This window comes from Bacillus sp. FSL R7-0646 (assembly GCF_037969865.1).
Taxonomy (GTDB): domain Bacteria; phylum Bacillota; class Bacilli; order Bacillales; family Bacillaceae; genus Bacillus; species Bacillus licheniformis.
Genome location: NZ_CP150217.1, coordinates 3,263,205 through 3,278,966, shown reverse-complemented (window position 1 = coordinate 3,278,966; position 15,762 = coordinate 3,263,205). Strand labels below are relative to the sequence as shown.

Sequence of the window (15,762 nt, the reverse complement as noted above, 5' to 3'; positions counted from 1 at the left end):
TGTAGAATAAACAGAAATGAAAAAGGTGTTAGTCATGAAATCTTTTATTGTAGTCGGAGCGGGCATCCTCGGCGCTTCAGCCGCTTATCATATTGCAAAAAAGGGCGCGGATGTGACATTGATTGACCGCGGAGAGCGGGGAAGGGCTACAGATGCCGCGGCTGGAATCGTCTGCCCCTGGCTTTCGCAGCGCAGGAACCAGGCATGGTACAAGCTTGCAAAAGGCGGTGCGGCGTACTATGCCGATTTAATCAAGCAGCTTGAAGCTGACGGAGAATCGGATACGGGGTATAAACGGACAGGCGCTATCAGCTTGCATACAGACGAGCGAAAGCTGGAGAAAATGGAAGAACGGGCGCATCTAAGGCGCAAGGATGCGCCCGAAATCGGCGAGATCACCCGGTTATCCCATGAGGAAACGAAGCGTTTATTTCCGCCTTTGGCAGAGGGGTACAGCTCGGTTCATATCAGCGGAGCCGCGCGCGTGAATGGAAAATTGCTGCGCCGCTCACTTGTGAATGCCGCAAAAAAATACGGAGCTTCTGTTGTTTCAGGAAACGCTTCATTGCTCTATGAAGGAAACCGGGTAACAGGGATCTCCACAGGGGGCAAGAAAATATACGCTGATCAGGTGCTTGTCACAGCGGGAGCTTGGGCGGACGAGCTCTTGAAGCCGCTCGGCGTTCGTTTTTCAGTCAGCTACCAAAAAGCGCAGATCGTCCACCTTTGTCTTCCTGATGCCGATACCGGCAGCTGGCCTGTTGTGATGCCTCCGAATGACCAATACATACTGGCATTTGAAGACGGCCGGATCGTTGCCGGCGCTACTCACGAAAATGAAGCGGAACTGGACGATCTTCGGGTAACGGCCGGCGGCCTTCACGAAATTTTCTCAAAGGCGCTCGCCGTTGCGCCGGGGTTGGAATTGAGCGAGCTGCTTGAGGCGCGCGTAGGCTTCAGGCCGTTTACACCGGGCTTTCTCCCCGTGATCGGCTCATTGCCGAACATTTGCGGGCTCCTCGTTGCCAACGGTCTCGGCGCTTCAGGGCTTACGTCAGGTCCGTACCTTGGCGCTGAATTGGCAAGGCTCGCTTTGGGAGAAGAGCCTGAGCTTGATATCGCTTTATATGATCCGGCCGGCGCGCTTGAAAGTTGAATCAACGTGCAGAAAAAAGTTCACTCTAGCTTCGAGTGAACTTTTTTCTTGTTTACAGTTTTAAAATAGAATATTGTTCAATATAAATTCATGGAGTAAAATTTTGGGTGAATGAGCTGGCTTTATTTGAAGTGCATGCCGGTTTTTTGAATCGGCTGCCTCTGATTCCAAACAAATTTGGAAAATGAAGGAGGACCGCCATGATCCAGTTTGACTTTGAGTATTACAGCCCCCAATCTGCGCAGGAAGCGGTAAAGCTCTTTCAAAGCCTGGAGCGGGAGGGGAAAAAGCCGGCGTATTGTTCCGGCGGAACAGAACAGTTGATGCTCGGACGGATGAATGTGATCCATACAAATGCCGTCATCGATATTAAAGATATACCTGAGTGCAGGACTTTGCAATTTGAACGGCATCACCTTGCTTTAGGCTCGGCGCTAACACTGACGGAGATCACGGAAAACGGCGGCTTTCCGCTGTTGAGCAAAGCGGCGAGAGAGGTGGCCGACCATACGGCGCGCAATAAGATTACGCTTGGCGGCAATATTTGCGGGCAGATCTTTTACCGCGAAGCGGTGCTGCCTTTTTTATTAACCGACAGCAAAGTGGTGACAGTTGGAGACAAGGGGAAAAAGCGCTATCTGATTCACGACGTATTTGATCAGCAGCTGAAGCTGAGCAAGGGAGAAATCCTCATTTCGCTTTTGATTGAAGAACGCTATCTTCATCAGCCTTTTGCAAGCATAAAAGTGAGGCAGCGATGGGATACGGGATATCCTTTGGCAACGATTTCGGCTCTCGAAATAGACGGACGCGTCCGCTGTGCATTCAGCGGTGTCTGCTCTTATCCGTTTCGCTCCGCTGAAGTGGAATCTGCGTTGAATGACGAGGCACTCCCTGTTGGTCAAAGGGTGGAAGAGGCGATCAACCGCCTGCCCGGTCCTGTATTGGACGATGCGCAAGGTTCCGCAGAGTACCGCACGTTTGTCATCAAACATACTCTGTTTGACATTCTCGGCATGCTGAAAAAGGAAACCTTATGACAAAGCGCTAAAAGGATGGAAGTAACCCTTGAGATGAACGGAGAAAAAAGGCCGGCTTCCATCAAGCCGGCCGACACGCTTTTAGATGTGCGTGGAGGAAGGCTCGGATTGAGCTCGGCTGTTTGAACGGAGACTGCGGGATCTGGGCTGTCAGTGTAGATAATCGGCCCATGAAGCCGTGCCTCGCGGCTGCTGCACAGCAGATTTCTTTCGTTTTATGGATAAAAAATCGGTGCTGAACAAAAAAACAGAGGTTTGAAAAAAGAGCGCTGAGCAGGCGCTTTTTTTGTTCAATTCAAAACGCCCGAGCCCCAAATATCCTCCGCCCATTCAGGGTGATCAATGAACGGATTGCGGTTATGCTGGTATTGCTGATAGATGATATCGTTCCGCTTTCTTTCGAGGGCATCGACAGGGTCTTCATGATGCCATTTCAATAAAACCGACATTTTTCCGTGGTACGGTTTAGACCCGTTGTTCGTTGTATTGTTCATTTCAAGATCCGGATGACCGTCGTCCCCTTCATAGCGGACCGCCATATAGAAAATCATTCTGGCGACATCGCCTTTGATGCTTTTGTCAGGTTCCCAGGAATCGCCGTCATAGTAGTTTCCGGGAGCTCCGGGATAGGGGCTGCCGCCTTCGTCAAAATCAAGGTTTCCGCGGGCGGCGTTAACTTGCACATCGCTGGGCCTGAGGTGATGCAAATCTGTCCCGGGTCCTTTGCTTGTCCCGAAATCACCGTGCGATTTTGCCCATACGTGCTCGCGGTTCCAATCGCCCGTTTGCCCCCCGTTCGCCTGTTTAGAGCGCGACTCTCTGGAATATAACAGTATCACGTTGTTTCGATTGGCCGGATCTTCATCCGTTGCTTTCAGCGCTTCCCATACCTCGCTGTAAGACAGCTCTCGATGATCGTCGATTGTGTCGTGAAGCGCTCGTTTTAAAGCTTCACCTGTTTTGCCCTGCGCCTGTTCGTAGTAATCTGCCGGAGCCGAGGATTGTACGGGTAAGGAAAACAGCTGGAAGGCCTCTGCGTTTTGGGCGGGCGCGCACATCGCCGACAACATCAAAATAAACGGAATGACACACTTTCGGTTCATCTATCGATCCCCTCCTTTTCATTTCTTTCATTATCCAATCTTTTCATGAAAAGGAAATATCATTTTGATTACGGTTTTCTTACGGTCTTGTAAATGAAGCTTTCCACCTTTCAAGAGCTTCCAGACCGGCTTTTTCTTTCAGCTGTTTTTCCGCCGCTTGGACACCTTCTTCAATGGCCGCGCAGTATCCGAACAAATAATAGCGCAATGCGGCATTCATGATGACTTGTTTTCTTTCGTATTCCGTATCGGCCGATTCATCTCCGGCGAGAACGGCTGTTATTTTTTCCGCCTGCTCTTCAGCAGACAGCGGTTTGTTGAGCTTTGCTTCCTCTGCGTAAAGTCCGTATTCTTCAGGTTTTAATATAAAAGAATCGATCTCGCCGTTTTTTATTGTAAACACAAAGCTGCCTCTGTGGACCGGCACATCTTCCGAGCCCTCCGCCCCTGGACAATGAACACTTCTTTGTACGTCAAGCGCTGAAATACGGGATGCATTTTCTGTATGGCCGTCCGGTGAAATGCGCCCATCATAAGCTTGTCGGCATCAGAGAAGTTGACCAGTTTTTCTGCTGTATTCAACACGGTGCGGACGCCGATTTCCTCGCGGATTTTCCTCATGCGAACAAACGGTTTGCAAAATGTTTCGGCGGCGGCGAATCCGATTAAAGCCTTTTCGAGTGAGCGTGCCGTTTGCGCTGGGGCAGTCTCAGAGGGGATTCCGAGTTTGTCCAGGACATCTTTTACGCTCGTTCCATATTTGGGCGGCAATGCATCGCTGCCGTGGAGAAACGCAGGAACGCCGTTTCCTGCGAGAAGGAGGGAGACGGGAATGGTTGCTAAAAAAGAATGTCTTCCTGTATAAGGTCCTGCAAAATCGATGACCGCCTCTTTTACAGCTCTGGAAAGGCTCAATGATTCCGAGCTGTTCCGCAATGCTTCGGTAAACGCGAACAATTCTTCAGGGGACTCCGTTTTGATCCTCTCCGCTATTAACAACGCGGCTGTCTGAGCGGGGCTTGCATTTCCCGTAACAATCGCTTCAGCAGCCTGTCTGGCCTCTTCATAAGTTAAATCCCGGGCGCCCCTTTTTCCTCTGGCCACTTCTTTAATCCACTGCTGCAATGTCAACTCTCTCCTTTACATGCTGATCTTTCTTATGACTTTACATGAAAATGCAGAAAAGGAACAGTCGAGATGATCAGCTTAATGATTGATAGAAAATGTGACGATTTTCTGGATTGCTCGTGTTGATTTATGTATTTTAACTGAAAACACGCTGAAATTTAGAGGATTTTTCAATGCTATCAGCGCTGCGATCATTTAATATGTTAAAAAATTTAACATGGAAGAAGGGGAGATTAAAAAATGGGAATGCCGGCTTACAAAACAGAAGAGGTGAAAAAGAACGAAAAACGCAAAAAGGAATTTCCGCATATTTATGTCATTCTGGCTGTCATGATTGGTCTTATGGCGCTTGCGACATATGTCATTCCGGCAGGCGAATATGAACGGGTGGAAAGTCCGGACGGCAGGGAAATGATTGATCCAGCGTCCTACAAACGGGTCGAACAGACGCCGGTTGATATTCTTGGCTTGCTTACGGCGGTTCCGAAAGGGATGACAGAAGCGGCTCCGATTATTGTGTTTACGTTTGTGATTGGCGGAGCTTTTGCCGTTCTGAGGAAAGCATCTGTCATTGAGCTCGGCGTCCGTCTGTTGGCCGATCAGTTCAGGAACAAGCCTGTTTTCGTTACGCCTGTCTTAATATTCGTTTTCTCCGGCATTTCCTGTTTTATCGGGACGCCTGAGCTTTCGATCGTTTATGTCCCTGTCATTCTTCCTTTGCTGCTGTCCCTCGGATATGACCGGATGACAGCAGCAGCAATCGCATTGTGCGGGACGATCGCCGGCTTTACGAGCGCTTTGACAAACCCATTTACCGTGGGAACCTCACAAATGATTTCCGGTCTCCCGCTTTATTCCGGGATGGGGTACAGGGCGGTCATCTTTGTTGTCGTTACGGCGATTGCCGCTGTTTATGTGCTCAAATATGCGGAAAAGATCAGAGCGCATCCTGAAAAAAGCCTGACGGGCAAGGAAGCAGTCGAACCCGTGCCGGCTTTTAAAGCAGGCGGACGGGTGAAATGGGCCGGGATCGCGGCGCTTGGGTTGTTTGCCGGCTTGATTGGGTGTGTAATTTATTTCAGGTGGGATATGCTGACAATGGCGGGCTATTTCCTGGCGCTCGGCATCATTCCTGCTTACATCGCCGGCATGAATTCGAGAGACATTGCCGAGTCCTTTAATGAGGGTTTTAAAGAAGTGCTCGTCGGTGCGATGATTTGCGGCATTGCAAGAGCTGCAGCAGTCGTTATGGCCGACGGGCAGATCATGGATACGATTGTTTACGGCTTGTCTCATGCTGTCTCACAGCTTCCTTCGTATTTAACGGTTACGGCGATGCTCTTTACACAGATGCTGTTTAACTTTTTTGTTCCAAGCGGAAGCGGACAGGCTTTAATAATGATGCCGATTATGGCGCCTTTGGCTGATATCGTCGGAATTACGCGGCAGACGGCGATTCTGGCCTTCCAATTCGGAGACGGTTTTTCAAACATCGTCTTTCCGACATCGGGATATTTTATGGCGACGCTTGCGATCAGCCGGATTGCCTGGAACAAATGGCTGCGATTCATCCTTCCGCTGTTTTGCCTCTGGATGGGAGCGGCCGTGCTTTTCCTGATGTTTGCTAACGCTGTCGGCTGGTCGTAAATGGATAAAAAGGCGGGGGAATCTCCGCTTTTTTATTTACCCATCATTCCTTGAGAAGAAAAAATATGCAAAAATATGAAAAAACTAGACTTTAAACCTATCTGTGGATATACTAATTTAGTAATTGTTCGAATTTAAGATTGTCCGGTATTTTCGGGCTGAAGGAAGGTATCCGCAGATGAAAAAGATGGCCAGATTGTATATGCTCATGCTTAACGTGTTTATCGTGATGCTTGGTATAGGCTTGATTATTCCACTCATGCCTACGTTTATAGAAGAATTCGGCGCGTCAGGCAGCACGCTCGGATTGCTGATCGCGGCTTCGGGGATTACCCAGCTGCTGTTTTCGCCCGTTGCCGGGGAAATGACTGATAAATACGGAAGGCGGAAAATGATCATTTTAGGAATCGGTGCGTTTGCGGTTTCCCAGCTGCTTTTCGCCTTGGCGAGCCAGATGTGGCTGCTGTTTGTTTCCCGCCTTCTCGGCGGAGCGGGAGCTGCGTTTTTGGTGCCGGCCATGTTTGCCTACATCGCTGACATCACATCGGAAAAGGATCGAAGCAAAGGGATGGGGCTGATCAGCGCCGCGATGTCTCTCGGCTTTGTCATCGGTCCGGGAGCAGGCGGATATTTGGCGGCGTTCGGGCTCACCTTCCCGTTTTACGTGTCAGCCGGATTAGCCGGCTTGGCGACGGTTTTATCGCTTCTTGTCCTCCCGGAAACGCTCAGTCAAGAAAAGATGCTTGAAAAGCGCCGCTCCGTTCAAAAGCGCGAACCGCTCGCTAAGCAAATGGCGCGCGCGCTGCGGTCGCCGTATGCATTTCTGTTTATCCTCGTGTTCATCTTGAACTTCGGGATCATGAATTTCGAGGCGGTATTCAGCCTTTATGTCGATCATAAGCACGGCTTTACACCGGGAGACATTGCCTTTGTCATAACAGCGGCAAGTCTGATCGGCGTGTTCGTCCAGGCGGTGGCTCTCGGGATGCTGACGAACCGCTTCGGCGAAAAAAAGCTGATGAACATGACGCTGATCGGTTCTGCCGGAGCGCTTGCCGTCTGCTCGATTGCCGGTTCGTACTGGCTGGTTTTCGGGGCAACAATTGTTTTCTTCATGCTGACGTCCATTCTTCGACCGGCGATTAATACGCTGATTTCAAAAATGGCCGGAGATGAACAGGGATTTGCCGCAGGCATGAACAATGCGTTTATGAGCCTTGCCAACATTGTCGGACCGACAGTGGCCGGTCTGTTATTCGATGTGAACGTAGAAATTCCATATATTTTTGGTGTGGTCGTTCTCGTGCTCAGCTTTTTGGCGGCAGTCAGCTGGGGGCGGAAGCAGCAGGCGCGCACAATTCCTGAAAAAGTATAAGGGAGCCGGCACATATGCCGGCTTTTTTATGGTGAAATGCTCAAATCATCAAATATGCCGGCGCGGCTTTACATCCTCCGATTGCCGCGGGGAAGGGATTTCTCACAACCCAAGCAGCATTTGAATTCTGAGCGCGAGTCTCAAGCGCAAGGTCGTGTCCGCATCTTTCAGGCTTTTCCCGAGCAGTTCCTCGCATTTTTCAAGCCTGTAGATGACGGTGTTTCTGTGGATGTACAGGCGCTTGGCCGTTTCAGAAATCTGACAGTGCGTTTCCAGATAGACGGACAATGTTTGCAGGAGCCCTGGGTCATCCTTCGGCAGGCTGGCAAGCTGATGCAGCGCATGCGTGTAAAATGTCTTCAAATCATCAGCCGGAATCATGCGCAAAAGCTCTGACACGTCTTTCATATGGTACGTCTGGATGAACTCGGTGCTGCCTGACAAATGGCCGGAGTGGAGCGCATCGACGGCTTCTTTGCAAATGTGCGGAACGTCTCTCAGCTGATGGCTGAGGTTGCTGATTCCAAAAGAAATCGTCCGCTGAAAATGCTCAGATGCATGGCGCTGAAACGCCTTTAAAAATCCGCCCACGGCTGCATTCATTTCAGCCCAGCTGTCCGTCGCCTCGGCCAGCAGGAAGCATATGTTTCCTTTTGTGAAAAGGTGCGGAGGAAACGGGAAGTCAACCAGCTCTTCTTCCAGGCGTTCGAACACGGAATCTGATTCAAGCTGATTTTCCGTGAAGCTGAGCGATTTTTCGCGGCGGTCCAATTTGCCGGCGATGCACACATATTTTTGATCCCACTTGAGCTGAAATTCTTTTGCTCGGTTTTTAATTTCTTCAGCAGAGGAAAAGGCGCCGTCCAAAAAATTTCTGAAAAACTCGTTCCGCGCTCTTCGCAAATATTGTTTGAGCGCATTTTCCTTCAGCAGCTCAAAGGCGATGACATTGGCGGCTTGTTCGAGGGTTAACAGCAAGCCTTTGTCTGAAGGGGAAATCATCCCGCAGACAACGAGGAAGCCGCATTTTTTTTCATGAGTATAGATCGGAAATACCGAATAGGTTTGTTTGTCGGGAATCGTTGAAAAACAGGTGAGCCCCGTTCTGTTTCCTTTTTGAAATATTCCTTCATAATCCGACAGCGTCCCGGCGGCATCTGCTTTTGAGGAGGCAATCGGCTTGAGGTGCTGATTGAATAGAAGAACGGGAAGCTTTAAAACAGCAGAGACGTTATGCAAGAGCGATTGAATGCTTTTTCCGCTCATAATATGGCTTGTGAACTTTTTTTGAGCGGCGATGGCCTGTTCGAGTTCTGCCGTCCGTTTGTCTAGAATATGGCTCAGTGTATGATTGACAATATCACCGAGGCGGACATCTTCATTTAGCTCGATGATCGGAAATGTCCGCTCGTCGGCAAGCTTGATCACCTCGTCGGGTATTTCCTGCAAAAAGCGGGTTTTGATACCGAGTCCGGCGCAGCCCCGCCTGATCATCCTTTCAATCAATTCCTTCAATAAAAAAGGCCGGTCTTTTAAATGGTATGCGGTCGTGACGAGGAGTTCGCCATGATGCAGATAATCGGCAATATCTGGCGCATCCATCATATTGATGTGTTCAATGTTCCGGGTTACGCCCGCCTTTCCAGCGGCAAGCGTTGCGCCTTTAAATACAGGGAGTTTCATCATGTCATAGATATTCATTGATCTGTACAGGCCTCCTTTGTCATTTTAGTCATTTTCAACAAAAAATGAGCGGATTTGTGACATTTATGCCGATGTTTATTTTTCATGTTACCAGTAAAATTGTATTTATATAGAGAGTTGTAAAGAAATATAACAAGAAAATAGAAAGGAAGTTTCTTTACATGACCATTGGTATTCATAAGACCGGAGAAAGTACAGCCCGCAATATCGAAGACATGATCAATTGGCTGGCATCATTCGGTGAAAGCGGAGAAGGAGGGGTGACAAGGCTTCTCTATTCAAAGCCGTGGCTCAGCGCCCAGCAGTCGTTGAAGGAAAAGATGGAGGACTGGGGAATAGAGCCGTACTTCGATGATGCCGGAAATCTGTTTGGGAGAATAGAAGGTACAGAGAACCGTACGAAAGCGATCTTGACCGGTTCACACATTGATACGGTCATCAACGGAGGGAAATTCGACGGAGCGTACGGGATTTTAGCGAGCCTTTTGTCTGCCAAACACCTTCTGGACACGTACGGCAGGCCGAAAACGTCAATCGAAGTCGTGTCTCTGTGCGAGGAAGAGGGAAGCCGTTTCCCTTTGACTTTTTGGGGATCGGGGAATTTAACGGGCTTGTTTGACTGTCAAAAGACGCCGGCTGTGCACGATCGGGACGGAGTATCGATTGAGCAGGCGATGAAAGATTGCGGTTTCGGAAAACGGCGGTACAGGCGCCCGTTCAGGCGTGATGTGAAGTGCTTTATCGAGCTTCATATTGAACAGGGGAGCATTCTTGAGGAGAGCGGCCGTCAAATCGGCATTGTCACGGACATCGTCGGACAAAGACGGTTTACGGTTATGGTCAAGGGAGAAAGCAACCATGCCGGGACGACGCCGATGAACGCCAGAAAAGATGCGGTGGCCGTCTCGGCATTGTGCATTTCCTATTTGACGAACAAGGCTAAAGCTGCTTATCCGCTTTTAACAGCAACGGTCGGGAGGATTGAAGCAAAGCCGAATGTGCCGAATGTCATATCAGGAGAAGCTGTTTTTTCTCTTGATCTCCGCCATCATCATGATGCGGTGTTGGACCGGTATTGCGACGATATTTTTGCTTATTTCACAGAGCTGGCCGGCGAATGGAACGTTCAGATCACAGTTGAACAGACGACGGATGCGAAGCCTGTGAGGATGGACCGGGATTTGATTCAACTCTCAAAACAGTCGGCCGAGGATCTTGACGTATCCTATCAGGAGATGGTCAGCGGGGCGGGGCACGATGCCCAGGTTTTCGGCCCGCATTGCCCGACGTCACTGCTGTTCGTTCCGAGCCGGAAGGGCATCAGCCATTCGCCGGAAGAATGGACAAAACCGGCTGATCTTGCAGCCGGCGTTGAGCTCTTGACTCATGTATTATACAGGCTGGCATATGAATGAAAGGAGAAAAAGATCATGACAATTGGCGAAATGAATATTCCGAAACGGACAATTATGACTCCCGGTCCTGTCGAGGTTCATCCGAGAGTGCTGAGGGCGCTTTCCTCACCTGTACTGGGACAGTTCGATCCTGCATTTACAGACATGATGAACGACGTCATGGCGCTGCTTCGGCAGATTTTCCGAACGACAAATAAATGGGCATTCCCGATAGACGGGACATCGCGGGCCGGGCTTGAAGCCGTCCTTGCCAGTCTCATCAAACCGGGGGACAGGGTGCTCATTCCCATTTTCGGACGGTTCGGCTATCTGCTTGCCGAGATTTGCGAACGGTACCAGGCTGATGTTTATACAATGGAATGCCCGTGGGGAGACGTTTTTGAACCGAAAGAGGTCATCTCCGAAATCAAACGGACGAAACCGGAGATTGTTGCGGTTGTGCACGGCGAGACATCGACGGGATGCATTCAGCCGCTCGAAGAAATCGGCCGGGCCTGCCGGGAGCTTGATGTGCTTTGTGTAGTCGATGCGGTGGCTACAATCGGCGGCACGGATGTCAATACGGATGAATGGTGTCTTGACGCGGTCGTCGGCGGTACGCAAAAGTGTTTATCCGTTCCTTCAGGTATGGCGCCGATCACATTTAACAGCCGGGTTGAAAAGCGCATCAATGAAAGGAAAAAGGTAGAACGGGGCATTGCCACAAGAGAAGATATCGTGCTTGAAACGGGACGCTTGCCGATTTCCAGCAATTATTTTGACCTCGGCATGCTGATGGATTATTGGAGCCCGAGGCGCCTTAATCATCATACAGAAGCGACTTCGATGCTGTACGGCTTGCGCGAAGGAGCGCGGGTCGTTCTTGAGGAAGGGTCCCGCGAGCGATTCTCAAGACACCGGCTCCATGAAACAGCACTAATCAAGGGCATCAAAGCGATGGGACTCGAATTGTTTACGGAAGGCCGGAAAAAGCTGCCGACCGTCACTTGTGTGAAAGTTCCTGATCGGGTTGACGCAGATCTTGTCAGGAAGATGATGCTTGACGACTTCGGCGTCGAAATCGCCAGCTCTTTCGGGCCGCTGGCCGGAAAGATATGGAGAATCGGAACGATGGGATACAGCTGCCGGAAAGAAAATGTTCTTTTTACATTGGCTGCTCTCGAAGCTGTTCTCATTCGCACAGGTGCTTCAGTATCGCCGGGAAATGCGCTTCAGGCGGCACTGGATTTCTATCATGAGTAGGCTTCTGAGATAGAGGAAGGCTCGTGTTTGACGGCTCCGGCACGCGCGGGGCAACAGGTGGAACATGGCTGAACGAAAGAGATACAAAAAGCGGTTCACTAGTGCAGAAAAACAGCCTGCGATCAGGCTGTTTTTTTTGTGATGACCAGCAAAATAATTTGTGAAATCAATTTGTAATTTGAAAAATTTTGCAGAGGTTTATGCTATATTAGACTTGTGAATAAATAAAGGAGGTATCAAGGTAGAAGAGGCGGAAATAATGACAACGCCTCCAATCGCTAGCAAAAGAAGAAGTTGCAAAACAGTCAAATATCTCCATTCAGAGAAGATAAACTTACACTGATCCACCTCATGAGCCTACTTCCCCAGAAAATAAAGATCACCTCTCTCGTTAACGCTTTCAGGACCGGCTCCTAAAATATGAATAAACGGTGTCCCGGAAAGCTGAAATACATAAAAATAGAAACTCAATGCTGTGCTTAGGAAAAATTATTTTAAGGAGAGAATAATGAAGAAAAAACGGTTCGGAATCTTGTTCTTAGTTCTTTTCTTGTTACTGTTTAATACAGCTTCACAAGCGGCTGATCCAAATCAAAAAACAACTGAAGAAGTACTTCTGAACGCCTTTGATAAGTTTGGTTTAGTTAGTTCTGTGATTGGAAAAACAGACCAGTTATATCAATCGGCCCAGATGATACTCGCAGCGAAGAAAAACTCCGAGAATACTTAGATGAGAACTTACCTCCAGATGCAAAAGAGAAATACGAAATTGAAATTATTAAAAGAAATGTCGAAGAAATGAAGAAGGAAATCCGTGAGAATTTAAAACAAGAGCATTAAATCCAGAAAAGCAGGCTGAGAGGCCTGCTTTTCTGTGGTTGTGTGAGTTCCTTCTGGTGCAATGCGATAGATCTGTTCCTATTCCAACGATCTTAAATAACCCGCCAATACAGTATCGATCCTTTCAGCCGTCAGCCTTTCAGGGGCCATGATCAAATGAAGCGCCAGCCCGTCGACAAGGGCGTATAGATGCTCGGTTTCCTTAAGAACATCGATCCCGGTCTTTTTTTCGGTTTTTACCAGTATTTCAACAGCCGATTTGCAGGCTGAATAAATGCCTTCATTCATCTCCTTTCTCAACGGTTTGAGCTCCGGATCGCTGAGCGATTTGGCTGTAAATGCATACCATGCCTCCATTTCCAGTTTTCGCTCTTCATCAAGAGGCATAAGCTGAAAAAGAAGCTGTTTGACGTTTTCAGCCGGTGTACCGTTAAATGTCATGTTTTCGATACGCGTTTTGACCCGGTTTGCCACAAGCCTCATTGAATAAATGAAAAGCTCAGACTGATGGGGAAAATAATGGCGCATCGACCCGGCCGAAAGTCCGGCTTCCTTAGCGACATTTCTGACGGTGCATTGTTCAAGTCCATCTCTGTGAATCACATTCCACACCGCTTCGGCAATTTTTTCTTTTTGTTTTTCGTGATCAACTATTTTTGGCATACACACATTATAACACGGGTGTATTATTTAATACATCTGTGTTATAATTTTTTAGTACGAATGTGTTAAAAAAAGAGAGGCGGATAAAAGGTGATTGGTTTATTGATTTTAGCTTGTGAAATCGGCTTTTGGATTTTTATTCTGCTTGGACTTATTTTTCGCTATATGGCAGGCTGGAAAAAGGCTGGTTTGATCATGTTTGCATGCACACCGGTTTTGGATTTACTGCTTTTGGCTGCAACGTCGCTTGATCTGCACAATGGGGCGCAAGCGGATGTTTTGCACGGCATCGCCGCCGTTTATATCGGCGTCAGCATCGCGTTCGGGAGCCGCATGATCAAATGGGCGGATGAAAGGTTTGCCTATCGCTTTGCCGGAGGTCCGAAGCCTGACAAAGGCCCGCAGTACGGCAGGGAACACGCCAAAAAAGAGCGTGAAGGCTGGTTTCGCCATTTCATCGCATGGCTGATCGGAGCGGCTCTGCTGGCCGGGATGCACCTGTTCATCGGCGACCCGGAAAGAACGGAACCATTAATCCGCATCGCTTCTTTATGGTCGATCATCCTTGTCATCGATTTTTTGTACAGTTTCAGCTTTACCCTTTTTCCGAGGAAAGCCCGTTAAAAGAAGCCGGATGTCCGGCTTCTTTTTCATGTTCAAGTATCCCGCCGCTGAAAAAGGAAATGCTACAAGCAGACCTGGATCAAGATTTTCGAAAAAAACCTGTGATAAACTAAAAGAAGAGGTGAACTGCATTGATTTATATTGGATTAACAGGATGGGGGGATCATGACAGCCTGTATCCGCCCAAGACAAGCAGTCAAAACAAGCTGATCCACTATTCATCGCATTTTCCGATCGTCGAGCTTGATGCGAGCTTTTACGCGATACAGCCCGAGCGGAACAATGAAAAGTGGGTAAAGGAGACGCCGGAAACCTTTCAGTTTATCGTTAAGGCATATCAGGGAATGACAGGGCATCAGCGCGGGGAAATCCCCTTTGAAACGAAAGACGACATGTTTGCTGCTTTTAAGCTCTCATTAACGCCATACATAAAAGCGGGTAAGCTGGCGATGGTCCTCTTTCAGTTTCCGCCATGGTTTGATTGCAAGAAAGAAAACGTCAATTACTTAAGATGGGTAAAAGAGAAAATGGGAGATATCCCGTGTGCGCTTGAATTCAGGCATCGGTCATGGTTTATGCCCCAGTTTTACGACAAAACGCTCGCTTTTATGGAGGAGCAGCAATGGATTCACAGCATTTGCGATGAACCCCAGGCGGGCGAAGGCAGCATCCCGACTGTTCTTCACGCGACTGACAGCCGGAAAACGCTCGTCCGTTTTCACGGCCGCAACAAGGAAGGCTGGTTAAGGCCATCTTCCGGTCAAAATTGGCGTGAGGTCAGATATTTGTATTTATATAATGAACAAGAATTAAAAGACTGGAAAAGAAACCTTGAGCTGCTTGAACAGCAGTCGAAAAACGTTTACGTGCTGTTTAATAACAATTCGGGCGGTGATGCGGCTCAAAACGGTAAGCAAATGATGGAGCTGCTCAACATTGAATACAAAGGGCTTACGCCAAGGCAGCTCGATTTATTCAGCTAGAAAAGAGGACTTATTTTATGGAATATCTTATCTTGATCATACTCGGGTTTATCGCGGGAACCATCGGCAGTCTTGTCGGGCTCGGCGGAGGGATCGTCATCGTTCCCTCGCTCCTTTTTCTGGCGGGGCTGCCGACGCTGTTTGACCATGTGACACCGCAGATGGCGGTCGGCACATCGCTGGTCGTCATCATATTCACAGGGCTTTCTTCAACGATTGCGTATATGAAGTATAAAACCGTTGACTATAAAAGCGGCCTTATTTTTTTCATCGGCTCGGGGCCGGGCAGCATCGTCGGTGCCCATGTATCGACATATTTTAGCTCAGACTCGTTTTCTCTATGGTTCGGGATTTTTATGATCCTCATTTCCCTTTCCTTAATGATAAAGAAAAGGGTGAAACCTGCCGAGAAAAAGCATACGGGCGTTATCAGAACGTTCACAGGTGATGAAGGACAGGAATATACGTATTCATACCATCCTTTAGCCGGAATCGCGATCGCCTTTTTTGTGGGCTTTCTCGGCGGGCTTTTCGGCATCGGAGGCGGCTCGCTGATGGTGCCGGCGATGATTCTTCTGTTTTTATTTCCGACAAGGGTCGCCGTTGCGACATCGATGTTTATCATTTTCCTTTCATCTGTCGCGGGCTCTGCCGGCCATGTCATCTCGGGACATGTCAACTGGCTTTATGCGCTTGCATTGATCCCGGGCGCCTGGTTTGGCGGACAGCTCGGCGCCTACATTAACAAAAAGATGCAGACAAAGACGATCGTATTGATCATGCGGTTCGTATTGATTCTCATCGGAATCAGATTAATCTATCAAGGCGTGTTTAGTTAAACG

13 protein-coding genes and 1 pseudogene are annotated in these 15,762 nt (G+C 48.8%); 10 read left to right on the top strand and 4 right to left on the bottom strand.

What is annotated here, in order from left to right; all coding sequences use genetic code 11:
* Positions 1-34: 34 nt before the first annotated feature.
* Positions 35-1,156, top strand: a complete 1,122-nt coding sequence (locus tag MKY62_RS17100; protein ID WP_003185028.1) for an FAD-binding oxidoreductase — start codon at positions 35-37, stop codon at positions 1,154-1,156.
* Positions 1,157-1,356: 200 nt separating this feature from the next.
* Positions 1,357-2,196, top strand: a complete 840-nt coding sequence (locus tag MKY62_RS17095; RefSeq protein WP_003185025.1) for an FAD binding domain-containing protein — start codon at positions 1,357-1,359, stop codon at positions 2,194-2,196.
* A 290-nt stretch (positions 2,197-2,486) separates the two neighbouring features.
* Here MKY62_RS17095 and MKY62_RS17090 read toward each other — a convergent pair whose 3' ends face one another.
* Positions 2,487-3,299: an endonuclease gene (locus tag MKY62_RS17090; protein WP_009329544.1), complete on the bottom strand. Its 813-nt coding sequence runs from the start codon at positions 3,297-3,299 to the stop codon at positions 2,487-2,489.
* 79 nt (positions 3,300-3,378) lie between these two features.
* Positions 3,379-4,403: pseudogene (locus MKY62_RS17085) on the bottom strand (anthranilate phosphoribosyltransferase).
* Positions 4,404-4,667: 264 nt separating this feature from the next.
* Between MKY62_RS17085 and MKY62_RS17080 the strand changes: the two are divergent.
* Both MKY62_RS17080 and MKY62_RS17075 read left to right on the top strand, forming a co-directional pair.
* Positions 4,668-6,074: a TIGR00366 family protein gene (locus MKY62_RS17080; protein WP_003185015.1), complete on the top strand. Its 1,407-nt coding sequence runs from the start codon at positions 4,668-4,670 to the stop codon at positions 6,072-6,074.
* 178 nt (positions 6,075-6,252) lie between these two features.
* A complete protein-coding gene (locus MKY62_RS17075; protein WP_003185013.1) occupies positions 6,253-7,449 on the top strand; it encodes a tetracycline resistance MFS efflux pump in 1,197 nt (398 codons plus the stop codon).
* A 102-nt stretch (positions 7,450-7,551) separates the two neighbouring features.
* Here the strand turns inward: MKY62_RS17075 and MKY62_RS17070 are convergent, their stop codons facing one another.
* On the bottom strand, positions 7,552-9,150 hold the full coding sequence (locus MKY62_RS17070; RefSeq protein ID WP_003185012.1) for a PucR family transcriptional regulator: 1,599 nt from the start codon (positions 9,148-9,150) through the stop codon (positions 7,552-7,554).
* Between the two features lie 164 nt (positions 9,151-9,314).
* Here MKY62_RS17070 and allC point away from each other — a divergent pair, with 164 nt between their 5' ends.
* The 3 genes from allC to MKY62_RS17055 all read left to right on the top strand — a co-directional run bounded on the left by allC (position 9,315) and on the right by MKY62_RS17055 (position 12,540).
* Positions 9,315-10,568, top strand: a complete 1,254-nt coding sequence (gene allC / locus MKY62_RS17065) for an allantoate deiminase (protein WP_003185008.1) — start codon at positions 9,315-9,317, stop codon at positions 10,566-10,568.
* Positions 10,569-10,583: 15 nt separating this feature from the next.
* The gene (locus tag MKY62_RS17060; RefSeq protein ID WP_003185006.1) at positions 10,584-11,810 is read left to right on the top strand and encodes an alanine--glyoxylate aminotransferase family protein; all 1,227 of its coding nucleotides are present in this window, start codon (positions 10,584-10,586) and stop codon (positions 11,808-11,810) included.
* 508 nt (positions 11,811-12,318) lie between these two features.
* The gene (locus tag MKY62_RS17055; protein WP_003185004.1) at positions 12,319-12,540 is read left to right on the top strand and encodes a hypothetical protein; all 222 of its coding nucleotides are present in this window, start codon (positions 12,319-12,321) and stop codon (positions 12,538-12,540) included.
* 188 nt (positions 12,541-12,728) lie between these two features.
* On the opposite strand, the gene MKY62_RS17050 is transcribed toward MKY62_RS17055, so the two are convergent.
* Positions 12,729-13,313, bottom strand: a complete 585-nt coding sequence (locus MKY62_RS17050; protein ID WP_011198268.1) for a TetR/AcrR family transcriptional regulator — start codon at positions 13,311-13,313, stop codon at positions 12,729-12,731.
* Positions 13,314-13,403: 90 nt separating this feature from the next.
* On the opposite strand from MKY62_RS17050, the gene MKY62_RS17045 reads away from it, so the two are divergent.
* The 3 genes from MKY62_RS17045 (at position 13,404) to MKY62_RS17035 (ending at position 15,759) form a co-directional block, all read left to right on the top strand.
* Positions 13,404-13,937, top strand: coding sequence for a hypothetical protein (locus tag MKY62_RS17045; RefSeq protein ID WP_003185000.1), 534 nt, complete (start codon positions 13,404-13,406; stop codon positions 13,935-13,937).
* Positions 13,938-14,068: 131 nt separating this feature from the next.
* A complete protein-coding gene (locus MKY62_RS17040; protein ID WP_003184999.1) occupies positions 14,069-14,920 on the top strand; it encodes a DUF72 domain-containing protein in 852 nt (283 codons plus the stop codon).
* A gap of 17 nt (positions 14,921-14,937) precedes the next feature.
* Positions 14,938-15,759 (top strand): sulfite exporter TauE/SafE family protein, encoded by an 822-nt coding sequence (locus MKY62_RS17035; protein ID WP_003184996.1) that lies wholly within the window; start codon positions 14,938-14,940, stop codon positions 15,757-15,759.
* Positions 15,760-15,762 lie beyond the last annotated feature (3 nt).

What these genes read in the sequence shown, in the direction of transcription:
- MKY62_RS17100 (WP_003185028.1), top strand. Translation starts at nt 35, where the DNA reads ATGAAATCTTTTATTGTAGTCGGAGCGGGCATCCTCGGCGCTTCAGCC.
- MKY62_RS17095 (WP_003185025.1), top strand. Translation starts at nt 1,357, where the DNA reads ATGATCCAGTTTGACTTTGAGTATTACAGCCCCCAATCTGCGCAGGAA.
- MKY62_RS17090 (WP_009329544.1), bottom strand. Translation starts at nt 3,299, where the DNA reads ATGAACCGAAAGTGTGTCATTCCGTTTATTTTGATGTTGTCGGCGATG.
- MKY62_RS17080 (WP_003185015.1), top strand. Translation starts at nt 4,668, where the DNA reads ATGGGAATGCCGGCTTACAAAACAGAAGAGGTGAAAAAGAACGAAAAA.
- MKY62_RS17075 (WP_003185013.1), top strand. Translation starts at nt 6,253, where the DNA reads ATGAAAAAGATGGCCAGATTGTATATGCTCATGCTTAACGTGTTTATC.
- MKY62_RS17070 (WP_003185012.1), bottom strand. Translation starts at nt 9,150, where the DNA reads ATGAATATCTATGACATGATGAAACTCCCTGTATTTAAAGGCGCAACG.
- allC (WP_003185008.1), top strand. Translation starts at nt 9,315, where the DNA reads ATGACCATTGGTATTCATAAGACCGGAGAAAGTACAGCCCGCAATATC.
- MKY62_RS17060 (WP_003185006.1), top strand. Translation starts at nt 10,584, where the DNA reads ATGACAATTGGCGAAATGAATATTCCGAAACGGACAATTATGACTCCC.
- MKY62_RS17055 (WP_003185004.1), top strand. Translation starts at nt 12,319, where the DNA reads ATGAAGAAAAAACGGTTCGGAATCTTGTTCTTAGTTCTTTTCTTGTTA.
- MKY62_RS17050 (WP_011198268.1), bottom strand. Translation starts at nt 13,313, where the DNA reads ATGCCAAAAATAGTTGATCACGAAAAACAAAAAGAAAAAATTGCCGAA.
- MKY62_RS17035 (WP_003184996.1), top strand. Translation starts at nt 14,938, where the DNA reads ATGGAATATCTTATCTTGATCATACTCGGGTTTATCGCGGGAACCATC.